At 33.5% G+C, this 20354-nt stretch carries 21 protein-coding genes; 7 read left to right on the forward strand and 14 right to left on the reverse strand.

The genetic code is table 11. The annotated features are described in order from the left end of the window. Positions 1 to 14 precede the first annotated feature (14 nt). The 5 genes from K6T82_RS14600 to aspS form a co-directional block, all read right to left on the reverse strand. Positions 15 to 536: an NADH-quinone oxidoreductase subunit C gene (locus K6T82_RS14600; RefSeq protein ID WP_223706965.1), complete on the reverse strand. Its 522-nt coding sequence runs from the start codon at positions 534 to 536 to the stop codon at positions 15 to 17. A 1-nt stretch (position 537) separates the two neighbouring features. Continuing rightward, positions 538 to 1086: an NADH-quinone oxidoreductase subunit B gene (locus tag K6T82_RS14605; protein ID WP_095929653.1), complete on the reverse strand. Its 549-nt coding sequence runs from the start codon at positions 1084 to 1086 to the stop codon at positions 538 to 540. A 149-nt stretch (positions 1087 to 1235) separates the two neighbouring features. Continuing rightward, positions 1236 to 1601, reverse strand: coding sequence for an NADH-quinone oxidoreductase subunit A (locus tag K6T82_RS14610; protein WP_095929654.1), 366 nt, complete (start codon positions 1599 to 1601; stop codon positions 1236 to 1238). Between the two features lie 243 nt (positions 1602 to 1844). After that, positions 1845 to 2039: a cold-shock protein gene (locus K6T82_RS14615; RefSeq protein ID WP_007137066.1), complete on the reverse strand. Its 195-nt coding sequence runs from the start codon at positions 2037 to 2039 to the stop codon at positions 1845 to 1847. 303 nt (positions 2040 to 2342) lie between these two features. Next, positions 2343 to 4094 carry an aspartate--tRNA ligase gene (gene aspS, locus K6T82_RS14620; protein ID WP_223706967.1) on the reverse strand — a complete coding sequence of 584 codons (1752 nt, stop codon included), beginning with the start codon at positions 4092 to 4094 and terminating at the stop codon, positions 2343 to 2345. A gap of 157 nt (positions 4095 to 4251) precedes the next feature. Between aspS and K6T82_RS14625 the strand changes: the two genes are divergently transcribed. Both K6T82_RS14625 and K6T82_RS14630 read left to right on the forward strand, forming a co-directional pair. Next, positions 4252 to 5247, forward strand: a complete 996-nt coding sequence (locus tag K6T82_RS14625) for a TlpA family protein disulfide reductase (protein WP_223706969.1) — start codon at positions 4252 to 4254, stop codon at positions 5245 to 5247. 211 nt (positions 5248 to 5458) lie between these two features. Then, complete coding sequence (locus K6T82_RS14630; protein WP_223706971.1) at positions 5459 to 5806, forward strand: toxin-antitoxin system YwqK family antitoxin; 348 nt, start codon at positions 5459 to 5461, stop codon at positions 5804 to 5806. Positions 5807 to 5856: 50 nt separating this feature from the next. Here the strand turns inward: K6T82_RS14630 and K6T82_RS14635 are convergent, their stop codons facing one another. The 7 genes from K6T82_RS14635 to K6T82_RS14665 form a co-directional block, all read right to left on the reverse strand. Continuing rightward, positions 5857 to 6969: a PepSY-associated TM helix domain-containing protein gene (locus K6T82_RS14635; protein WP_223706973.1), complete on the reverse strand. Its 1113-nt coding sequence runs from the start codon at positions 6967 to 6969 to the stop codon at positions 5857 to 5859. A 63-nt stretch (positions 6970 to 7032) separates the two neighbouring features. After that, a complete protein-coding gene (locus tag K6T82_RS14640; RefSeq protein WP_223706975.1) occupies positions 7033 to 8583 on the reverse strand; it encodes a PepSY-associated TM helix domain-containing protein in 1551 nt (516 codons plus the stop codon). Positions 8584 to 8588: 5 nt separating this feature from the next. Continuing rightward, positions 8589 to 8888 carry a hypothetical protein gene (locus K6T82_RS14645; protein ID WP_223706977.1) on the reverse strand — a complete coding sequence of 100 codons (300 nt, stop codon included), beginning with the start codon at positions 8886 to 8888 and terminating at the stop codon, positions 8589 to 8591. 20 nt (positions 8889 to 8908) lie between these two features. Next, entirely contained in the window at positions 8909 to 9241 is a 333-nt protein-coding gene (locus tag K6T82_RS14650; RefSeq protein WP_223706979.1) for a hypothetical protein, read from the reverse strand. 233 nt (positions 9242 to 9474) lie between these two features. Then, positions 9475 to 10716: a 2-oxoglutarate dehydrogenase complex dihydrolipoyllysine-residue succinyltransferase gene (odhB, locus tag K6T82_RS14655; RefSeq protein WP_223706981.1), complete on the reverse strand. Its 1242-nt coding sequence runs from the start codon at positions 10714 to 10716 to the stop codon at positions 9475 to 9477. Between the two features lie 88 nt (positions 10717 to 10804). Then, positions 10805 to 11377, reverse strand: coding sequence for a hypothetical protein (locus K6T82_RS14660; protein WP_223706983.1), 573 nt, complete (start codon positions 11375 to 11377; stop codon positions 10805 to 10807). A gap of 4 nt (positions 11378 to 11381) precedes the next feature. Beyond that, positions 11382 to 14156 (reverse strand): 2-oxoglutarate dehydrogenase E1 component, encoded by a 2775-nt coding sequence (locus K6T82_RS14665; RefSeq protein WP_223706985.1) that lies wholly within the window; start codon positions 14154 to 14156, stop codon positions 11382 to 11384. Positions 14157 to 14272: 116 nt separating this feature from the next. On the opposite strand from K6T82_RS14665, the gene K6T82_RS14670 reads away from it, so the two are divergent. After that, positions 14273 to 14824, forward strand: a complete 552-nt coding sequence (locus K6T82_RS14670; protein WP_223706988.1) for a hypothetical protein — start codon at positions 14273 to 14275, stop codon at positions 14822 to 14824. 111 nt (positions 14825 to 14935) lie between these two features. Here K6T82_RS14670 and K6T82_RS14675 read toward each other — a convergent pair whose 3' ends face one another. Next, positions 14936 to 15289, reverse strand: a complete 354-nt coding sequence (locus tag K6T82_RS14675) for a hypothetical protein (protein WP_223706991.1) — start codon at positions 15287 to 15289, stop codon at positions 14936 to 14938. Between the two features lie 64 nt (positions 15290 to 15353). Next, entirely contained in the window at positions 15354 to 16328 is a 975-nt protein-coding gene (locus tag K6T82_RS14680; RefSeq protein WP_223706993.1) for a polyprenyl synthetase family protein, read from the reverse strand. Positions 16329 to 16594: 266 nt separating this feature from the next. Between K6T82_RS14680 and K6T82_RS14685 the strand changes: the two genes are divergently transcribed. From K6T82_RS14685 to K6T82_RS14700, 4 genes are all read left to right on the forward strand, one after another. Next, entirely contained in the window at positions 16595 to 17116 is a 522-nt protein-coding gene (locus K6T82_RS14685; RefSeq protein WP_223706995.1) for a YceI family protein, read from the forward strand. 110 nt (positions 17117 to 17226) lie between these two features. Beyond that, positions 17227 to 17826, forward strand: a complete 600-nt coding sequence (locus K6T82_RS14690) for a TetR/AcrR family transcriptional regulator (protein WP_223706998.1) — start codon at positions 17227 to 17229, stop codon at positions 17824 to 17826. A gap of 94 nt (positions 17827 to 17920) precedes the next feature. Next, positions 17921 to 19252 (forward strand): TolC family protein, encoded by a 1332-nt coding sequence (locus tag K6T82_RS14695; protein WP_223707000.1) that lies wholly within the window; start codon positions 17921 to 17923, stop codon positions 19250 to 19252. A 12-nt stretch (positions 19253 to 19264) separates the two neighbouring features. Then, positions 19265 to 20332, forward strand: a complete 1068-nt coding sequence (locus K6T82_RS14700) for an efflux RND transporter periplasmic adaptor subunit (protein WP_223707002.1) — start codon at positions 19265 to 19267, stop codon at positions 20330 to 20332. Positions 20333 to 20354: the final 22 nt, after the last annotated feature.

Here is a 20354-nt window from a genome sequence, read left to right on the forward strand (position 1 = left end):
TGTTGAATTATTTTTTAGCAATTTGTTGTTGTTCTTCCGAAGAATCTGTCATCCTTATCTGTTCTTCCGCTGTCTTCCATTGGGAATTCTTTTCTCATTGGGTGAGATTGCATTTCGTCCATATTTAAAATACGTTTCAATTGCGGATGTCCAATGAAGTCAATTCCGTAAAAATCGAAAGTTTCTCTTTCCATCCAGTTTGAAGACAAGAAAATATTTGAAACCGTTTTGATTTCTGGTTTTTCGCCGTTTAAGAAAACTTTGATTTTTAATCTTTTGTTTTCGTACCAGTTGTGTAAATGATAAACAACTGCAAACTGACGTTCTGTTTCGTTATCTGGATAATGAATGCCGCACAAATCTGTTAAGAAGTGAAAACGTAATTCTGGATCATTTTTAAGGAAAAGAATCAACGGTGTGATTTTATCAGCCGAAGCTTCTAAAGAAAAAATATCTCTTTCTTGTTGAAAGTTAAAAACATCATTATTGAATGTTTCTACAAGTTTGTCTTGAATTTGGGTATTTTCTAAGGCCATCTTATGAGATATTATATGAAGCTAATAATTCTTGGTATTCTGGTGAGCTTCTTCGTCTCACAGATTCGCTTTTTACCAAGTCCTGAAGTCTCATAACTCCATCAACAATTTGTTCTGGTCTTGGCGGGCATCCTGGCACATAAACGTCAACTGGAATTACTTTGTCAATTCCTTGAAGAACAGAGTAAGTATCAAAAACTCCTCCTGAAGAAGCGCAAGCTCCAACAGCAATTACCCAGCGAGGTTCTGCCATTTGCTCGTAAACTTGTCTTAAAATTGGAGCCATTTTTTTAGAAATAGTTCCCATAACTAATAACATATCGGCTTGTCTTGGCGAGAAACTCACACGCTCAGAACCAAATCGAGCTAAGTCATAGTGAGAAGCCATTGTTGCCATGAATTCGATACCACAGCATGAAGTCGCGAAAGGAAGCGGCCATAATGAGTTAGCTCTTGCTAAACCAACAACATCACTAAGTTTTGTAGCGAAGAAACCTTCACCAGTAACTCCTTCTGGCGGCGCAACCATATTTACTTTTGAATCGCTCATTTTATTTTAGATTTCTGATTTTAAATTTTAGATTTTGAAATCGTAAAAAGTAAAATCAATTTTTTAAATCAGTACTTTAAATTTGAATGCAAATTTTAAATCTCAGAATTAGATTAATCTAAAATCTCAGATCTAAAATCTAAAATCATTTATTCCCACTCTAAGGCTTTCTTTTTGATGATGTAAAAGAAACCAACTAAAAGCAAAGACATGAAAACTAACATTTTTAACATTCCTTCAATTCCTAAGTCTTTGAAGTTTACTGCCCAAGGATAAAGGAAAATAACCTCTACGTCGAATAATACGAACAAAATGGCAACTAAGAAGTATTTTACAGAGAATGGAATACGGGCGTTACCAACAGATTCGATACCACATTCGAAGTTTTTATCTTTAACTTCAGAGGTTCTTCTTGGTCCTAATTTTCCAGAAATAATGATTGTTCCTACCACAAAACCAACAGCTAAAATAAACTGCATTAAAATAGGAATGTAACTGTATTGATCAGATTGCATAAACTTCGGGTTTTATACTTAAAAAATGAGCCACAAAGATAACTTGGAACTCTGTAAAACACAAGCTAAAAAGGGATTTAAGTAGGGAGCGAAATGGCGTTTATGCCTAATTTTTATTGATTATAAATAACATGGTGTTATTTTAATATTTTTTTAAGAATTGGGTAAAAAAAAACGTCTCGATACTTCGAGACGTTTTCTGAGACCATTCAGAGGCAAAAAAAATAAATTGCTATATTTTTCTTAGATTACTGCTACTTTAGCAGCAACTTTCCCTTTTCTTCCTTCTTCTTCTTCATAGCTAACACGGTCACCTTCGCGTAATTCTTCCGCGTTAATTCCTGAAGCGTGAACGAAGATATCCTTTCCTGTTTCTTCGTCTGTAATGAATCCATAACCTTTAGATTCATTGAAAAATTTTACTGTACCTGTACGCATTGTAATTGTAATAATAATTTATAATAAAGCAAATGTAACATATAAAATCATACAAAAGACATGTACGTGTTAATTTTTTGTAAAAATTATTGATTTCCAGTGTTTTTACGTGGTTTATTGCATCAAATTTCATATGAAATACGATAATTTGAGAATCGTTAATTGTAAGAATCTAAAAAAGATCGATTTGTAAGAATTTAATATTTCAAAAAACGGCTGATTTACGAATATTTTGCCCTTTTTGAAATAAAAAAAGCGACTGAAAATTTTCAATCGCTTTTTTTTATTTTGTGATCAATTTTGTTAGATCATATCAATTTTAATGTGTAATTCTTTCAATTGCGCATCATCAATTGCAGCAGGAGCATCGATCATTACGTCGCGTCCAGAATTGTTTTTAGGGAACGCGATGAAATCTCTAATCGTTTCCTGACCTCCTAAAATAGCAACTAAACGGTCCAAACCAAATGCTAGACCTCCGTGTGGCGGCGCACCGAATTGGAAAGCGTCCATTAGGAATCCGAATTGGGCTTTTGCTTCTTCTTCGGTAAAACCTAAATATTTAAACATTAACTGTTGTGTTGCTTTATCGTGAATACGAATAGATCCACCTCCAATTTCATTTCCGTTTAAGACCATATCGTATGCGTTTGCACGAACTTTTCCAGGTTCTGTTTCTAGCAATGCCATATCTTCTGGTTTTGGAGAAGTAAATGGGTGGTGCATGGCGTGATAACGACCGCTTTCTTCGTCAAGTTCTAATAATGGGAAATCTACAACCCAAAGAGGTGCAAATTCCTCAGGATTACGTAATCCTAAACGAGTTGCCAATTCCATACGTAAAGCAGATAATTGTGCACGCGTTTTGTTTGCTGGTCCAGAAAGTACAAAAATCATATCTCCAGGATTTGCTTCTGTAGCTTTTGCCCAATTTGTTAAATCATCCTGATCGTAGAATTTATCTACAGATGATTTGTATGTTCCGTCTTCATTACATTTTACGTAAACCATTCCAGATGCTCCAACTTGTGGACGTTTAACCCAGTCAATTAACCCGTCGATTTCTTTTCGAGTATAATTTCCAGCTCCAGGAACAGCGATTCCGACAACTAATTCTGCTGCATTAAATACAGGGAATTCTTTATGTTGTGCATATTCGTTTAATTCTCCGAACTTCATTCCGAAACGGATATCCGGTTTATCGTTTCCGTATGTTTTCATGGCATAATCGTAGGTAATTCTTGGGAATTTATCTACTTCAATACCTTTAATTTCTTTTAGTAAATGTCTTGTCAAACCTTCAAAAATATTTAAAATATCTTCTTGTTCCACAAATGCCATTTCGCAGTCAATTTGTGTAAACTCTGGCTGACGGTCTGCACGTAAATCCTCGTCACGGAAACATTTCACGATTTGGAAATATTTATCCATTCCACCCACCATCAAAAGTTGTTTGAAAGTTTGTGGAGATTGTGGTAGCGCATAAAACTGACCTTCGTTCATACGGCTTGGTACAACGAAATCTCTTGCTCCTTCTGGAGTAGATTTGATTAAGTAAGGCGTTTCAACTTCGCAGAAATCTAAATCAGATAAATATTTACGAACTTCCATTGCCACTTTGTGACGGAATAATAAGCTGTTTTTTACCGGATTTCTTCTAATATCCAAGTAACGGTATTTCATTCTGATGTCTTCTCCACCGTCAGTTTCATCTTCTATAGTAAATGGAGGAGTAAGAGCAGTGTTTAGGATCGTTAATTCAGAAACTAAAATTTCGATTTCACCAGTCGGGATATTTTTGTTTTTAGCTTCACGCTCAATTACAGTTCCTTTTACTTGAATTACAAATTCTCTTCCTAGAGTTTTAGCCAATTCAAAAACGGTTTTATCAGTACGACTTTCGTCGAAAATAAGTTGTGTAATTCCATAGCGGTCGCGTAAATCGACCCAATTCATAAATCCTTTATCACGCGATTTTTGAACCCAGCCCGCAAGTGTAACTTCGGTATTAATATTTGAAGCGTTTAATTCGCCACAATTATGACTTCTATACATAATCAAAATTTTAGACTGCAAAAGTAAATACAAAATTCAAGATAATATAGTAAAGTGAGAAGTTGATTCAGAATAATTTCAAATAAATTGTTAATTCTGAAATTCCAAAGCGATAATTCTTTAGTTTTGATTCATTAAAAAACAAATATTAATACCTATGAAGAAACTTTTTGTTGCTGGTTTGGTCATTTTTAATGCTTTGAATAGTATAGGACAAAGCACTAATTCAATTAAGTTCACGGCTAAAATCGCAAATAGAAATAGCGATACCTTAGTAATTAGAGGAAGAAATAATTTTAAACAAGTCATTCCGATCGATCAAAAAGGCGTCTTTGCTGCAAGTTTTGATGCTCCAAAAGGATTTTACATGTTTACAGATGGAAAAGAATCTTCAAATCTTTATTTAAAACCAAATTCTGAAATCAATTTGACGATGGATGCCAAAGAATTTGATGAAACAATAGTATATAAAGGTAAAGGTGTTAACGAAAGTAACTTTTTAGCTCAACAAGCTTTAAAAGATGAAACTTTTCAGGATAATGCTTTTAAGAAAGAAGCTGCAGAATTTGCGACTTTATTAGATAATAAGTTAAAAGCAGACACGGAGAGTGTTGAAAAAGGAGATCTTGATCCTGAATTTAAAACTGCATTAAAAGGTAGTTTTGAAAGTTTTCATCAATATGCTGCAGAAAACTATGATAGGGTTTCTAAAGCCAACAAAATGGTAGGAAAGCCTTCTCCAGGTTTTGACTATGAGAATTTTAAAGGAGGAAAAACAAAACTTTCTGATTTAAAGGGGAAATATGTTTACATTGATCTTTGGGCTACTTGGTGCGCGCCTTGTAGAGCTGAAATTCCATACTTACAAAAACTTGAAGAAAAGTTTCACGGAAAAAATATTGAATTTGTAAGTATTTCTATTGACAAATTAAAAGACAACGAAAAATGGAAGAAATTTGTAACCGATAAACATCTTGGAGGGACGCAACTTTTTGCTGATAAAGATTGGGAATCTGAGTTTGTTATGAATTACGGAGTGACCGGAATTCCAAGGTTTATTTTAATAGATCCAAAAGGAAATATTGTGAAGTCAGATGCACCTAGACCTTCTGATGCAGCACTTGAAAATGAATTAAATGCATTATTGAACTAAAATATTTACGAAATTTATAACGTTATCGTAAATTTTAGTTTTTTCTAAAATCTCAGTAAAACCAGTGCTTCAGCGCTGGTTTTTTGTTTTTAAACACTTTTCCAATGTTAAGTTTTTACTTAATGTTACCAAATTGTTAAGCAAAAGTTTTTTTAATGTAAACTATTGATTATATTTGATAACAATTTGATAACATTTAATACCTAAAGATATGAAAAAGTGTGTGATTTTAGCGGCTGTGTTATTCTCTGGAATTTTAACAGCACAAGAAGGTAAACCTGAGTTAGAAGCTGTTGGAAATAAAGTAAAAGCTACTTACTATTATGAAAATGGCAAAATACAGCAGGAAGGCTTTTTTAAAGATGGGAAATTGGACGGTGTTTGGGTATCTTATGATGAAAGAGGAAATAAAACTGTAGAAGGAGAGTACACAGAAGGTTTAAAAACTGGAAAATGGATGTTTTTCAATGAAAAAAATCTTACTGAAGTAGCTTTCGATGACAGTAAAGTGAGTTCAGTTAAGAATATACAAAAAAACGCTGTTGCCAACAGAAACTAATTAAGAAGATTTCTTAGATAAGTAAAACCGCTCTTTTAGGGGCGGTTTTTTTATGCTTTAGATTTTTTGCTTTTGTAATTTCTTCCGTACCAAATTATAAATCCAGTAACAGGAAGTGCTGCGGCAAATAAACTTACTATAAAGGCAATTATTTTTCCTGGCAAATCTAAAATTTGGCCAGTATGAATTCCGTAGTTCATTTCTACAACCTGTAGGCCAAGACTTTTATTTTCGAAGGGTTGCTTCTGAATTAATTTCCCATCATTTGGATGAAAGTAATAATTGCTTTGATGATCATAACGTAAAGCATGAGGATAGGCTCCAGTGCTGATAATATCTCCTTTTTGCTGTGGAATTAGTACAAAAAGCATTTCGGCTTTGGGCTGTAATTTTGTGGTTTCAATAAAAGCACGATCAATTGCTCTAATAGAATTTGTTTTAAATTGTGTGGTGTCAATTACAGGGAGTTTGGTTTCTAAAGCTTTGTCTCGACCAAAATTAAATGACTTGTAAATTCCATCTCCAACCCACTCGTAAGTAAACGTCAGTCCAGTTATAGCAAGAATTAATGCTATTATAGAAATGTAAAAACCAGATGTATTATGCCAGTCATAATTGACACGGCGCCATTTTGCAGACCATTTTATGGTTAAACTTCTTTTTAAGTCGGTTCTTTTTTTCGGCCACCATTGGATAATTCCTGAAATTAATAAAAGAATAAAAATAATCGTTGCGCCGCCAATAATGTGTTTTCCTATATAATCGGGAAGGAGTAAATACAAATGAATGTATTCAACAATAATAAAAAAATCGGTTTCTGGATTTTCTGTTTTTAAATATTTCCCGGTATAAGGATTGAAATAAAGATATAAGGTTTCGTTGTCAGAATAAGTATAAACGATTGCCGAACGGTTTTTTCCGTAATATGAAACCATGGAGACTTTATTCTTGGGAAGAATTTCTTTTGCTTTTTCCTGTAGAACAGTAGGAAGTACAAATGGTGTATTTTGAGGCTCAACCAAACGCCATTCTTTACGAGTAATGTCTTTTATTTCATCGTGAAAACAGAAAATACAACCCGTAACACTTATGATAAAAACAATAAGCCCGGAAATTAATCCGAGCCATTTATGTAGAAAACGTATTTGCGTCTTGAATCCCATTTTTGATTAAAAGCGTAAATGTATACGCAAAATCAATAGAGGGCAAATTATTTAAGCTAATTTTTAAGAAATTGCTTTTTTAGGCTTTAAATGGTAGGCAACATATAACGAAATTGAAGCCAAGAAAATCCAGAAAACATCAATAAAGAAAATCTGAATTTTGTTTTGCATAAAAGAATTCCAAAACCAGTCTCCAGAAACAATTCCATTTGTAATCGGGATTAAGAATCCTAAAATACTTCCTGAAATCAAACAGAATTTGTTGGTAAAGCCATCGTTCTTTTTAATGATAAAGAAAATAGCAAGAATAAGCCATCCACCAAAATAAAGTGTAAATAAATTAGATTGACTTAACGGATAAAAGATTTTGCTCACGATAAATGTTAAAGCTGTAATTGGATACATGCTTAAACAAATGGCCAAATAAATGCGAACTACCGCGGCATTAAAACGTCTTTTCTTTTCGGACATATTATTTTTCTGCCTTGCTACCAGCCAAATCATAACTCCCGAAATAATGACAAAACAAGTTATAATTCCTAAAAGGAAACTTACGATTTTTAAAGCATATCCACCGTAGTCTCCAAAATGAATTCTATACAATACATTTTTTACTATATCCAAATACTTGTTTTGAGTGATTGGATCTTTTTTGGCGATTTCTTTTCCGTCAGCAATTCGATAAATCACTTTTCCGATTCCAGTGAATTTTTTGTGGCTTAATAATTCGCCTTCAACTATAACGTGCATATTAACATCGCCATAATTTTGAATAAAAATGCGAGTAATTTCAAAATCTGACCAGCTCTTTTTTGTTTTTGAGACCAGCTCATTAATAGAAAAAGGAGTAGCTAATTTTTTATTTTCAAATTTATAATCTGGATCTGAATATTCTAATTCTTTATATAATTTGTCCTGATCGCCATTGTACAATGCCATTACAGCTGGCGCGACGATTAAAAGTTTGATCATGAAAAAAGCACCGGTTACAGCATAAACAAACTGAAATGGTAATCCGATCATTCCTAAAGCAGTGTGCGCATCTGTCCAAAGTGTTTTTAGTTTTTCTTTTGGACGGAAAATGTAAAAGTTAGAAACGATTTTGTTCCAATGAAGTAAAACTCCAGTTACGATAGCAAACAAGAAGAATAAGGCAATAAAACCAGATAAATAATAACCAATTGGATATGGAATTTGAGCCAGAAAGTGCAGGCGATATAAAAGTTCTCCTAAAGAATAGGATTCTTCATAGGTTGAAGTTTTGAAGTTTTTGATATTCAAATAAAAATATTGACCTTCTTTTTGTTTGGCTGGAGCCAAAGTATCTTTGGTACCTAGCATATAAACACCAACTCTTTCTTCGATTGAAGGCTTTGAAATAGTTATGTTTCTGCCATGTAAAACATGTTTTTCATCAAGATGTTTCAGCGCTTTATCATAGTCCAATTGAATTTCTCTTGTGATTGCTGTAGATTCACCTCTTTCCCAATTGACGATTTCATCTCTAAAAAAAGAAAAAGATCCAGCAAAGAAAATTACAAAAAGAACGACACTGATAACGATTCCGCTTACAGTATGAGTATGAAAATAGATATTATAATGACGGTTGTTCATAAAAATTATTTCGCCGTGTTGTAGGTTTGACCCAAATAAATAAATAGATAAAAAAGCAAAGTCAATAGGATGTAAATTCCCCATATTTTCCAGCCACTTTTGGCTAAGAAAGCAATCACCATTAAAGCAACCCAAAGAATAAAACCACTAAAAGCCATCGTTATCAATACATCTGCACGACTAAACCAAGAAGCTAAAGCTAAATGAAAAGTAACAGAAACGAAGTATCCTCCTAAAATTGCCGCTGTAATTTTAGAAAAACGGGGCCAAAAAGCTGGATTTAAATATTTTGAATTAGCTGGCATATAGTAATTTAAAAAGATTTTTAATGATAGTAAAGTTCTAAAAGTGCGATTATAATCAGCAAAGCTAAAAGTGCTTTACTGTTTACTTTTTTTAATGGAGTAAGGATAACGATTAAGCTTCCAACTGTCATTAGCTGAATAAAAAACATTAAAGTACCACAGCCTAATGATTTTGTAAAAAGCCACATTACATAAGCAACTACCAATAATAATAGTCCGATAATCTTTGTTGGCTTTGGATTGTCTTTCATCCATTTTTCAAAACCTAAATCATACGACAAAACTGCTCTTTTAGAAGTGTAGTAAAGTGTATAAAAAGCTAAAAAAACAATAAGGCTGGCAATTGTAATCATAATTTTAGAAATTTATAAAAAACTTGTTGTTTGGAATTAATTTAGATAATGCAAATGTATAATTTGAACCTAAACAAAACAAGTTATTCATATTTATTCTAAATAAATTATATTAAAAAAAGCATCTTTTTTTGTAAAATCAAAAAGGGGGTAGATATTTTCTTAGTTTTTTGCATAAAAAAAACCTGCTCAAATAAATGAACAGGTTTTATATGTATTGAAAATTATCTTGATTACAATTCTAAAGCACGTTTAGCATCGCCATTCATCAATAATTCTACTGGATTTTCTAAAGCTTCTTTTACAGCCACTAAGAAACCAACTGACTCACGTCCGTCAATAATTCTGTGATCGTAAGAAAGAGCAACGTACATCATTGGGTGGATTTCTACTTTTCCATTTACAGCAATCGGACGCTCGATAATATTGTGCATTCCTAAGATTCCTGATTGAGGAGGGTTGATGATTGGAGTAGATAACATACTTCCGAAAACTCCACCGTTAGTGATTGTGAAAGTTCCTCCAGTCATATCGTCAACTGTAATTTGACCATCACGAGCTCTTAAAGCTAATCTTTTGATTTCAGCCTCAATTCCACGGAAAGTTAAAAGTTCAGCATTACGAACAACAGGAACCATTAAACCTTTTGGTCCAGAAACTGCGATTGAGATATCAGCAAAATCATAAGCGATTTTGTAGTCACCATCCATCATAGAGTTAACATCTGGATATAATTGTAAAGCTCTTGTAACTGCTTTTGTAAAGAATGACATAAAACCTAAACCTAAACCACCGTGTTTAGCCTTGAAAGCATCTTTGTATTCGTTACGAATTTGGTTAATTGGCGTCATGTTTACTTCGTTGAAAGTAGTCAACATAGCCGTTTCATTTTTAGCTGAAACTAGTCTTTCTGCTACTTTACGACGTAACATAGATAATTTTGTACGCTCAGTTCCACGGCTTCCACCAGTTGGAGTTCCCATAGAAGGTACTGCATTTACAGCATCTTCTTTAGTAATTCTTCCGCCTTTACCAGTTCCTGAAACAGTTGCTGGAGCAATATTTTTCTCGTCTAATATTTTTCTTGCTGCTGGAGATGGAGTTCCTGCTGCATAACTTGTAGCTGCTGGAGCTTGAACTGGTTCTGCTTTTGGAGCTTCCGCCTTTGGAGCTTCTGCTTTTGGTGCCTCAGCTTTAGGAGCTTCAGCTGCTGGAGCTGCTCCTCCTGCTGGTTTAGCAGCATCTGTATCAATTAAACAAACTACAGCACCAACTGCAACTGTATCACCTTCTTCAGCTTTTAGTGTAATTACACCGCTCATTTCAGCAGGTAATTCAAGAGTAGCTTTATCTGAATCAACTTCAGCAATAGCCTGATCTTTTTCTACATAATCTCCGTCTTTTACTAACCAAGTTGCAATTTCAACTTCTTTTATTGATTCCCCTGGTGATGGGACTTTCATTTCTAAAATCATCTTATTTTTTTGTTTAAGGTTTGTGTTGTTTAAAGTTTCACGTTACATTAAACCTGAAACTTTAAACTTGAAACTATTTTTTTATTATCTAATTTGTGTATGACATTTCAGGAAGGACTTTTGCAAATTCTTCTCCTTTTTCTTTTGATTTATTATATTTTTCAGTAGATCTTTTAATTACACTTTCAAATTCTGTTGCACCTTCTTTGAGATCTTCAGCTGTAGCAATATATTCTTTATTCTCTGTAATTGCGTCTAAAATATTTTTTTTCTTTTTCTCAAATTTTTTAGGTGTTTTGTAATGCTCCGCTTTAGGATCAAATGCTACTAATTTTACACCAGCTTTTATTGCGCCCATTTGAGCTTCAGAATCAATAATGTAAATTTTGTTTGGTTCAAGTTCTGCTTCTATAAAACTTGTATTTTCTGATCTAGACCAAAACAAATGTTTTCCAGGATCGCATTCGTAAATCAAATATTTCCCATAGTTAAATTTTCCTAAATATTTTTCTCCATCAAAATATTTAAAATTTATCAACATTCCCATTCCAGAAGACCTTACGAAGTAAACAATTGTTTTTCCCTCGGCCGGTTTCTTTAATTCTTGAGCATTAACCGTTATTGATAATAAAGTAACAATAAATAGAAATACTTTTTTCATAAATCTATCTAAATAAATTTTTATCGAATACCATTCTAATTGCATCTGCATGACGACGTTTTGCACGTGTGTAACTTCCAGATGCTGGAGCAGAATATGCTTTTAATGAAGCCAATCTCCATTTAACAAGATCAAAGTTCATTAACATAAAGCTGTAAGCTCCCATGTTTTTAGGCTCTTCTTGCGCCCAAACATAATCATCTGCATTTGGATATTTTGCAATGATTTCTTTAATCTGCTCAACTGGGAAAGGGAATAATTGCTCGATACGAACAACAGCAACGTCATTTCTTCCGTTGTTTTCTCTTTCAGCAACAATATCGTAGTAGAATTTACCAGTACAGAAAACTAAAGTTTTAACTTTCTTCTTATCTACAGTATTGTCATCAATTGTTTCTTGGAAACTTCCAGTTGCTAATTCTTCAACAGTTGATACGCATCTTGGATCACGTAGCAAACTTTTTGGAGAGAAAACAACTAAAGGTTTACGGAAATTCGTTTTCATTTGTCTTCTTAACAAGTGGAAGAAGTTAGCTGGCGTTGTACAATCTGCAACATACATATTATGTCTTGCACAAAGTTGTAAGTAACGTTCCATTCTTGCAGAAGAGTGCTCTGCACCTTGTCCTTCATATCCGTGAGGCAATAACATCACAATACCATTTTGGTTGTTCCATTTATCTTCTCCACAAGAAATATATTGGTCAATCATAATTTGAGCACCGTTAGAGAAATCTCCAAATTGTGCTTCCCAGATTGTTAAGGCATTTGGATTTGCTAGTGCATATCCGTAATCAAAACCTAAAACTCCGTACTCAGATAAAAGAGAGTTGAAAACACCGAATTTTCCTTTTTTGTTTTCGATTCCGTTTAAAAGAATTACTTCTTCTTCAGAATCTTCTACTTTTACAACAGCATGACGGTGAGAGAATGTACCACGCTCAACATCTTGTCCAGAAATACGAACATCAAATCCTTCTGTTAAAAGAGATCCGTAAGCTAATGCTTCTGCAGTTCCCCAATCAAGAGTGTTATTATCGTATCCTACTTTTCTATCTGTAACAATTTTAGTAATCTTATTGATGAACTTTTTGTCTGATGGTAAAGTTGAGATTGTATTGATGATAGAATCTAATCCTTCTTTAGCAAAAGTAGTATCTACTTTTTGAAGCATTTGCGTATCTGTTACCTGAACAAATCCGTCCCATTCGTTTTTCATGAATGGAGTAATGATAGTCAAATCTTTTTTACGAGAAGCTTCTAAGTTTTCTTCTAAAGCCGATTTGTATTCTTTTTCTAAAGCATTCACATAAGAAGCATCAATTACACCTTCAGAAAGTAATTTCTCTGCGTAAATGTCTCTTGGGTTTTTATGCTTAGCAATGATTTTGTATAAAACTGGTTGCGTGAAACGAGGTTCATCACCTTCGTTGTGTCCGTATTTTCTATAACCTAATAAGTCAATAAATACGTCACGTCCAAATTGCATTCTGTAGTCTAATGCAAAAGATACAGCGTGTACAACAGCTTCAGCATCATCAGCATTTACGTGTAATACTGGAGATAATGTTACTTTGGCAACGTCTGTACAATAAGTAGAAGAACGAGCGTCTAAGTAGTTTGTTGTAAATCCAACTTGGTTGTTGATTACGATATGGATTGTTCCTCCAGTTTTGTAACCATCAAGCTGCGCCATCTGAATGATTTCGTATAAAATACCTTGACCTGCTATTGCAGCATCTCCGTGTACTGCGATTGGCAATACTTTAGAGAAATCATCAGCAAAATGTTTGTCTTGTTTCGCTCTTGTGATACCTTCAATAACAGCTCCAACAGTTTCTAAGTGAGAAGGGTTTGGTGCTAAATTGATGTTGATACTTTTTCCAGATCTTGTTTTTCTGTCGGCAGTAAGACCTAAGTGGTATTTTACATCACCATCAAAATATTCTTGATCGTAATCTTTTCCGTCAAATTCACCAAAGATATCTTGAGTTGATTTCCCGAAGATGTTTGCCAAAACGTTCAAACGACCACGGTGAGCCATTCCCATTACGAATTGTTCAACACCTTTTTCTGCAGCTTGTTCGATTAAAGCGTCAAGAGCAGGAATGATAGATTCTCCACCTTCTAATGAGAAACGTTTTTGACCCACATATTTAGTATGAAGGAAATTTTCAAAAGATACAGCTTCGTTTAATTTATTTAAGATAGTTTTCTTTTCTGCAGGAGAGAATGTAGGTTGATTGTTAGCAACTGCTAATTTATCTTGAATCCACTTTACAACATGAGGATTTCTAATATACATATATTCAATACCGATATGCTGGCAGTAAATAGCTTTAAGGCGATTTACGATATCTTGTAAAGAAGATGGTGCCATTCCAATTGTTTGAGCAGCATCAAAAACAGTTGAAAGGTCAGCTGTTGTTAATCCGAAGTTTTCAATATCCAAAGTTGGAGATGAAGTTCTACGGTCACGAACAGGATTTGTTTTCGTGAATAAATGTCCGCGCGTACGGTATCCGTCAATTAATTTTAAAACGTTGAATTCTTTCTTTAGTTTTTCTGAAACTTGACTGTAATCTGTATTGTCGCTAGTCACGTACTCAACGATCGTTTGCACAGGGTTTTCGTCGTTATAAGTTGTTTGTCCAAAGTCAAAACCTTGAAAGAAACTTCTCCAGCTAGGCTCAACGCTGTCTGGGTTTACTAAATATTGATCGTATAATTGTGCAAAAAACTCGGTATGCGCTGCGTTTAAAAATGAAAACCTATCCATAATATGAGTGAATATACTTTTTGTTATATAGAAAGGCAAAAGTACAACAATCACATTTATTTAAATCTTTTTTTTACGTACTTTTACGTAAAAATTTGTTAAAATAAACGTTAACTATGAATAAAATTCAATTTTCAATCGATTGCAGATATTTTTTTGTGATTTTGGCTGTGTTGTTTTCAAGTTATACTATAGGACAGCAAAAATATGTCATTGACAACAGCAATAATTTTTGGGAGAAAGTACAATTTGGAGGTGGACTCGGATTAGGATTTGGTTCTGGATATACGGATATTTCTGTAATGCCTAGTGCGATCTACAATGTTAACGAAATTGTTGCTGTTGGAGTTGGATTACAGTTTGGTTATTTAAACTCAAGAAATTATTACGAGTCTTATGTTTATGGAGGAAGTTTGATTACGCTTGTAAACCCAATTCCAGAAATTCAATTGTCTGCCGAGTTAGAACAAGTAAAAGTAGATACAAGATATGAAGCGAATATAAACAGGCCCGCTTTTTCTGATAGTTATTGGAATACTGCACTTTATCTCGGAGCAGGTTACAGAACGGGAAATGTTACAATTGGCGCCCGATACGATGTTCTTTATGATCCTAATAAAAGTCTTTATGGCTCTGGATTTATGCCTTTTGTGAGAGTGTATTTTTAATTTGAGGTTCAAAGGTTCATAGCAACATAGGTTCAAAGACTTTGCCTATTGTTAAAAACTAGTCGCAAAGAGAAAAACCTTTGTTCCTTTGCAACTTTGTCCCTTTGTTCCTTACTTATAATAATTTCTGAACCAAACTTTCTGCCATTCTCTTTTTAAAATTAGAAAAGCAACTTGTTCAGCCAGAATTACCAAATCTGATCCGTCGAGTTGTTTGATTTCATTTTCTGGAACATCAATGATATAAAGTAGATTTAAGTATTCAGCAAACTTATACTGAATCATTCTGTAGATTTTTTCGTGAAGCTGAATCTTTAATTCATCTGGCGAAATACTCAACGGGAAATCAATTCCTTCATTCGCCAAATTAAAATCTTTATTAATCTGCTCAATAAGATTTAAGTATAACGTCTCCGCTTGCGCCTGAGCCAATAAAGCTTCTGTATTTACGGGTGCTACAAACATGATATTTTAGATTTTAGATTGATGATTGTAGATTTTACTGAATACTGACACTGATTACTGAAAACTAGACCTTGCGTCCCATTAAATTCTCTCCAAAAGTTCTCAAAACGTCTTTCTTTTCAGAATTGATTTCCATTTTTTCTAACGTTTCAAAGGCTTTAAAAGTATACATTTCGATAGCTTCTTGCGTTGCTTTTGAAGCGCCTGATTCGTTAAAAATCGCTTTTGCAGTTTCTATTTTTTCTGAATTGTCTTCAAGCTGAAGCGTAAATAATTGTTCTAATTCTGATGCTTTTTCGCTTGACGAAAATTCTAAAGCTTTTAAATATAAATACGTTTTTTTGTTTTCGATGATATCACCGCCAACCTGTTTTCCAAAAGTTTCTGGATCACCAAAAGCGTCTAAATAATCGTCTTGCAATTGAAAAGCCAATCCTAAATTTAATCCGAAATCATAAATTAAATCAGCTTCTTTTTCTGAAGTTTTGGCAACGATTGCACCCATTTTCATCGCGGCAGCAACTAAAACAGCTGTTTTGTATTCAATCATTTTTAAATATTCGGGAATGGTAACGTCTTTGCGAACTTCAAAATCAACATCCCATTGCTGTCCTTCACAAACTTCAAGAGCTGTTTTGCTGAATAATTTGGCTAAGTTTCTAAAAACAATTGGTTCGTATTGTTCAAAATATTGATACGCCAAGATAAGCATGGCGTCGCCCGAAAGAATTCCAGTGTTTAAATTCCATTTTTCATGAACGGTAACCTGTCCTCTTCTTAAAGGCGCGTCATCCATAATATCGTCATGAACGAGAGAGAAATTATGAAAAACTTCTACAGCCATTGCTGCAGGAAGGGCAGTTGTATAATCAGTATCAAAAACTTCTGCAGCCATCAGGGTTAAAACTGGGCGAATACGCTTTCCGCCAAGACCTAAGATATATTCAATCGGTTCATAAAGATTAACAGGCTCTTTGTGTATGTTCTGACTTTCTAAATATTCTATAAAAAAATCTTGGTACTGACTAATATTGTGCATAAAATGAAATTCTGATTTGCGTGGCTCAAAGATACAATTCAATTATTAAAAATTCCTGATAAATATCAAATGCTGGCAAACATTTAATGTTTCTTTCTAAATCAACTCAAAATTAAATTGTTAAAAAAATGAAAAAAAACACGGAAACTTTTTTGGTATTCTTAGTTTCCTGTTTATATTTGCACCGTTAAATGGAAACTAAGAACACTGTAAAAGTTTCCATTTTAGATTTGAGTAAATTATAAACTCATTAAAATCAGTTACTTATGAAAACAACATGGACTTTAGATTCTACACAATCAGATGTTTTAATTAAAATGAGACATTCGATAATTGCTTATTTAGGAGGTACAACAAATAAATTTGGCGGTTATGTAAATATTGAAGACAATGAAATTGAAGATGCATCGGTAGAATTTTCATTTGACATCAATAATAAAAATGAGAGCTTTCAATCAATCGATACTAATCTTCAACTTCAGGATTTCTTTGATGTAGATGAGCATCCAATCATCAGTTTTAAGTCGACTTCATTTCAGAAAGTAAATAAGAACATCAATTTCTTTAAAGGAGATTTAACCATAAAAGATGTGACTAGAGTTGTAGAGCTTGATGCTGAATTTCTAGGTGTTAATAATTATAATGGAGAGCAAAAAGTTGCTTTTGAAATTAAAGGCGATATCAAACGTCAGGACTTTGGTTTGGATTATAATTCTTTTCAACACAATGGAGGTTTGGCGCTAGGAAAAGATATTAAGCTAATTGCTAATTTGGAATTCAGTATATAATTCTTAGTAAATCAATAAGTTAATGTAAAATTTTTACAAATTAATTGGAAACTATTTTTTTTGATTTGAGTTTCCGAGGTATATTTGTAATACAATTTGGAGAATTTAAAATGAAAGAGAAAATAATTTCGAAAGCAAGCGAGTTGTTTTTAAAGCTTGGTTTTAAGAGCGTTACAATGGATGACATTGCAAGCGAAATGTGTATTTCTAAAAAAACGATTTACAAATATTTCTGCAATAAGGAAGTTTTGATTGAAGAAAGTACTTCAATGGTTCATAGTCAGGTTCACGAAATTATGGATACCATTATTGCAAAAAATTATAATGCTATTCATGAGAATTTTGAAATTAGAGAAATGTTTCGAGACATGTTTAAAAACAATATTGATACTTCTCCAATTTATCAGCTCAAAAAACATTATCCTGAGATTTACCAAAACATCCTCTCGTTTGAGATTGAACAATGCACGCAATGTTTTAGAGATAATATCGAAAAAGGAATTCAAGAAGGGCTTTACAGAAGTGATTTGAATGTAGAGGTTTATGTGAAATTTTATTACACACTGGTTTTCCATATCAATGAAAATACTGTTTCGGAAAGTGAAGCACAAAGAATAGAATTAGAAGCATTAGAATATCATACTCGAGCAATGGCAACTGCAAAAGGAGTAGAAGAATTGGAAAAGCAACTTAAAAGAATAATCAACTAATCATCATTCCAAAATTAATCGTCATTTTTCTAAGAGAGCGGGAAAGATAAATGACGAGACTATCTCAAAATTTAAAAATAAATATTAACTACTTATGAAAAGAATCTTTCTTATATTTTTGTGTACAATAGGCTTCTCTGCCGGCGCACAAACGACTTTAACCTTGAAGGACGCGGTAAATTATGCGCTTCAAAATAAAGCCGATGCAAAAAAAGCAAAGCTTGAGGTTGAAAACAGCGAGTATAAAATTCAGGAAATACGTTCCAGAGCTTTGCCTCAAATTAGTGCAAACGGTAATTTGACACATAATCCAATTATTCAGACTACTGTTATTGATGGTGCAGGTTTTGGACAGCCGGGAACTACGATTCAGGCTGCATTTGGTCAAAAATGGACATCAACTGCTGGACTTTCTTTAACTCAAGCAATCTTTGATCAATCTGTTTTTACAGGATTAAAAGCAGCGAAATCTACACGTGAGTTTTATCAAATAAACGATCAGTTAACAGAAGAACAGGTTATTGAGAGAGTGGCAAATAACTATTATTCAGTTTATGTACAACAAGAAAGATTGACTCTGTTGGACAGTAATTATGTTAATACGACAAAAGTTCGTGATATTGTACAAGGACAATTTGATAATGGTCTTGCTAAAAAAATTGATTTAGACCGTATCATTGTAAAAATGTCTAATATCGATACAGAGCGTCAGCAGATTAAAAATCAGATTACTTTACAGGAAAATGCATTGAAATTCTACATGGGTATGCCAATTGAAACCCAAATCATACTTCCTAAAGAAGAATTTGAAGTAGTTCCTGCAGCTTTAACACAGGAGCCTAATATTGAAAACAGAACAGAATATCTGCTTTTGAAAAAACAAGAAGAGCTATTGGTGTTCAATAAAAAAGCAATGCAAGCAGGATATTATCCAACGCTTTCTTTATCTGCAGGTTACAACTATATTGGTCAGGGACCTGAATTTCCTTGGTTTGCAAAACCAGAAAGAGGAGTGTACTGGTCAGATTTCTCTGCAATCGCTTTAAACTTACATGTGCCAATCTTTACAGGTTTCGGAACGCGTGCTAAAGTAAGACAAGCAGATGTTGAAATTAGATCGCTTCAGGAAGATATCAAAGACACTAAACTTTCTCTTGACTTAGATTACAGAAATGCCATTACTCAGATTAATAATAATTTGGTGACAATCGAAAATCAAAAAGAAAATATGCGTTTGGCCACTGAAATTCTTAGTAATACCAAAAACAATTACCTTCAGGGATTAGCATCTTTAACCGATTTGTTAGACGCAGAAAATGCCTCTCTTGAAGCTCAAAATAACTATACCAGAGCGGTTTTAAATTATAAAATTGCCGAAATATCTCTAATCAAATCAAAAGGCGAACTAAAAACTCTTACTAAATAACAAATTATTACAATGAAGAAAATAATTATCACAATCGTAATCATAGTCGTGGCGCTTGTCGGGATTAACTACATTTTAAATAAAAATAAGGCGGAAAACGAAGGTAAAACTGCAGTTGTAGCAGAGAAAAATGCAGCAGTTTCGGTAAAAGTGGCAACAGTAAAAACAGAAGATGTTAATCTTGGTTTTACTGCAAACGGAAACTTTGCGCCAATTCAGGAATTGACTTTTTCTGCTGAAAAATCTGGAAAAGTAATCAACGTTTTAGTTAAAGAAGGTGACTACGTAAGAGTAGGACAGACGCTTTTAACAGTAAGAGGTGATGTGATCAATGTAAATGCGCAACAAGCTCAGGCAGTTTATCAGAATGCAAAAGCTGATTATGCGAGATACGAAAATGCATTTAAAACTGGTGGTGTAACAAGACAACAATTAGATCAGGCAAAATTGGCTATGACAAATGCGCAATCTAATTTGACACAAGCTAACATTAACGTTGGAGATACGAAGGTAAAAGCACCAATTAACGGATATATCAACAAAAAATACATTGAGCCGGGATCTATTTTAGCAGGAATGCCTGCAACAGCTTTATTTGATATCGTAAATGTTTCTAAACTAAAATTAACAGTTACAGTAAACGAAACTCAAGTAGCAAGTTTAAAATTAGGAAACACAGTAAACATTACAGCAAGTGTTTATCCTGATAAATCTTTTTCTGGTAAAATTACTTTCATCGCTGCAAAAGCAGATGCATCATTAAATTTCCCTGTTGAAATCGAGATTACAAATAATGCAAACAATGATTTGAAAGCAGGTATGTACGGAACAGCTAATTTTGGTTCGAACAACCAAAAACAAAACTTAAAAGTAGTTCCTAGAAATGCATTTGTTGGAAGTGTGAGCAGCAACGAAATCTTTGTTGTAGAAAACAACGTTGCAAAATTGAAAAAAGTTGTAGCTGGAAGAATCTTAGGAGATAAAGTTGAAATCATTAATGGTTTGAATGACGGAGAAACAGTAATTGTGACAGGTCAAATCAACTTACAAGACGGAAATAAAGTAGAAATTATTAAATAATTGTATCGCTTTAAGTCGTAAG

Source organism: Flavobacterium potami, from assembly GCF_020026915.1.
Lineage (GTDB): Bacteria > Bacteroidota > Bacteroidia > Flavobacteriales > Flavobacteriaceae > Flavobacterium > Flavobacterium potami.

Coding starts and splice junctions, on each gene's coding strand:
- K6T82_RS14685 (WP_223706995.1), top strand. CDS start 16,595: ATGAAAACAACATGGACTTTAGATTCTACACAATCAGATGTTTTAATT.
- K6T82_RS14675 (WP_223706991.1), bottom strand. CDS start 15,289: ATGTTTGTAGCACCCGTAAATACAGAAGCTTTATTGGCTCAGGCGCAA.
- K6T82_RS14635 (WP_223706973.1), bottom strand. CDS start 6,969: ATGGGATTCAAGACGCAAATACGTTTTCTACATAAATGGCTCGGATTA.
- K6T82_RS14690 (WP_223706998.1), top strand. CDS start 17,227: ATGAAAGAGAAAATAATTTCGAAAGCAAGCGAGTTGTTTTTAAAGCTT.
- K6T82_RS14650 (WP_223706979.1), bottom strand. CDS start 9,241: ATGATTACAATTGCCAGCCTTATTGTTTTTTTAGCTTTTTATACACTT.
- K6T82_RS14630 (WP_223706971.1), top strand. CDS start 5,459: ATGAAAAAGTGTGTGATTTTAGCGGCTGTGTTATTCTCTGGAATTTTA.
- K6T82_RS14600 (WP_223706965.1), bottom strand. CDS start 536: ATGGCCTTAGAAAATACCCAAATTCAAGACAAACTTGTAGAAACATTC.
- K6T82_RS14625 (WP_223706969.1), top strand. CDS start 4,252: ATGAAGAAACTTTTTGTTGCTGGTTTGGTCATTTTTAATGCTTTGAAT.
- K6T82_RS14695 (WP_223707000.1), top strand. CDS start 17,921: ATGAAAAGAATCTTTCTTATATTTTTGTGTACAATAGGCTTCTCTGCC.
- odhB (WP_223706981.1), bottom strand. CDS start 10,716: ATGATTTTAGAAATGAAAGTCCCATCACCAGGGGAATCAATAAAAGAA.
- K6T82_RS14660 (WP_223706983.1), bottom strand. CDS start 11,377: ATGAAAAAAGTATTTCTATTTATTGTTACTTTATTATCAATAACGGTT.
- K6T82_RS14610 (WP_095929654.1), bottom strand. CDS start 1,601: ATGCAATCTGATCAATACAGTTACATTCCTATTTTAATGCAGTTTATT.
- K6T82_RS14645 (WP_223706977.1), bottom strand. CDS start 8,888: ATGCCAGCTAATTCAAAATATTTAAATCCAGCTTTTTGGCCCCGTTTT.
- K6T82_RS14670 (WP_223706988.1), top strand. CDS start 14,273: ATGAATAAAATTCAATTTTCAATCGATTGCAGATATTTTTTTGTGATT.
- K6T82_RS14700 (WP_223707002.1), top strand. CDS start 19,265: ATGAAGAAAATAATTATCACAATCGTAATCATAGTCGTGGCGCTTGTC.
- K6T82_RS14640 (WP_223706975.1), bottom strand. CDS start 8,583: ATGAACAACCGTCATTATAATATCTATTTTCATACTCATACTGTAAGC.
- aspS (WP_223706967.1), bottom strand. CDS start 4,094: ATGTATAGAAGTCATAATTGTGGCGAATTAAACGCTTCAAATATTAAT.
- K6T82_RS14615 (WP_007137066.1), bottom strand. CDS start 2,039: ATGCGTACAGGTACAGTAAAATTTTTCAATGAATCTAAAGGTTATGGA.
- K6T82_RS14680 (WP_223706993.1), bottom strand. CDS start 16,328: ATGCACAATATTAGTCAGTACCAAGATTTTTTTATAGAATATTTAGAA.
- K6T82_RS14605 (WP_095929653.1), bottom strand. CDS start 1,086: ATGAGCGATTCAAAAGTAAATATGGTTGCGCCGCCAGAAGGAGTTACT.
- K6T82_RS14665 (WP_223706985.1), bottom strand. CDS start 14,156: ATGGATAGGTTTTCATTTTTAAACGCAGCGCATACCGAGTTTTTTGCA.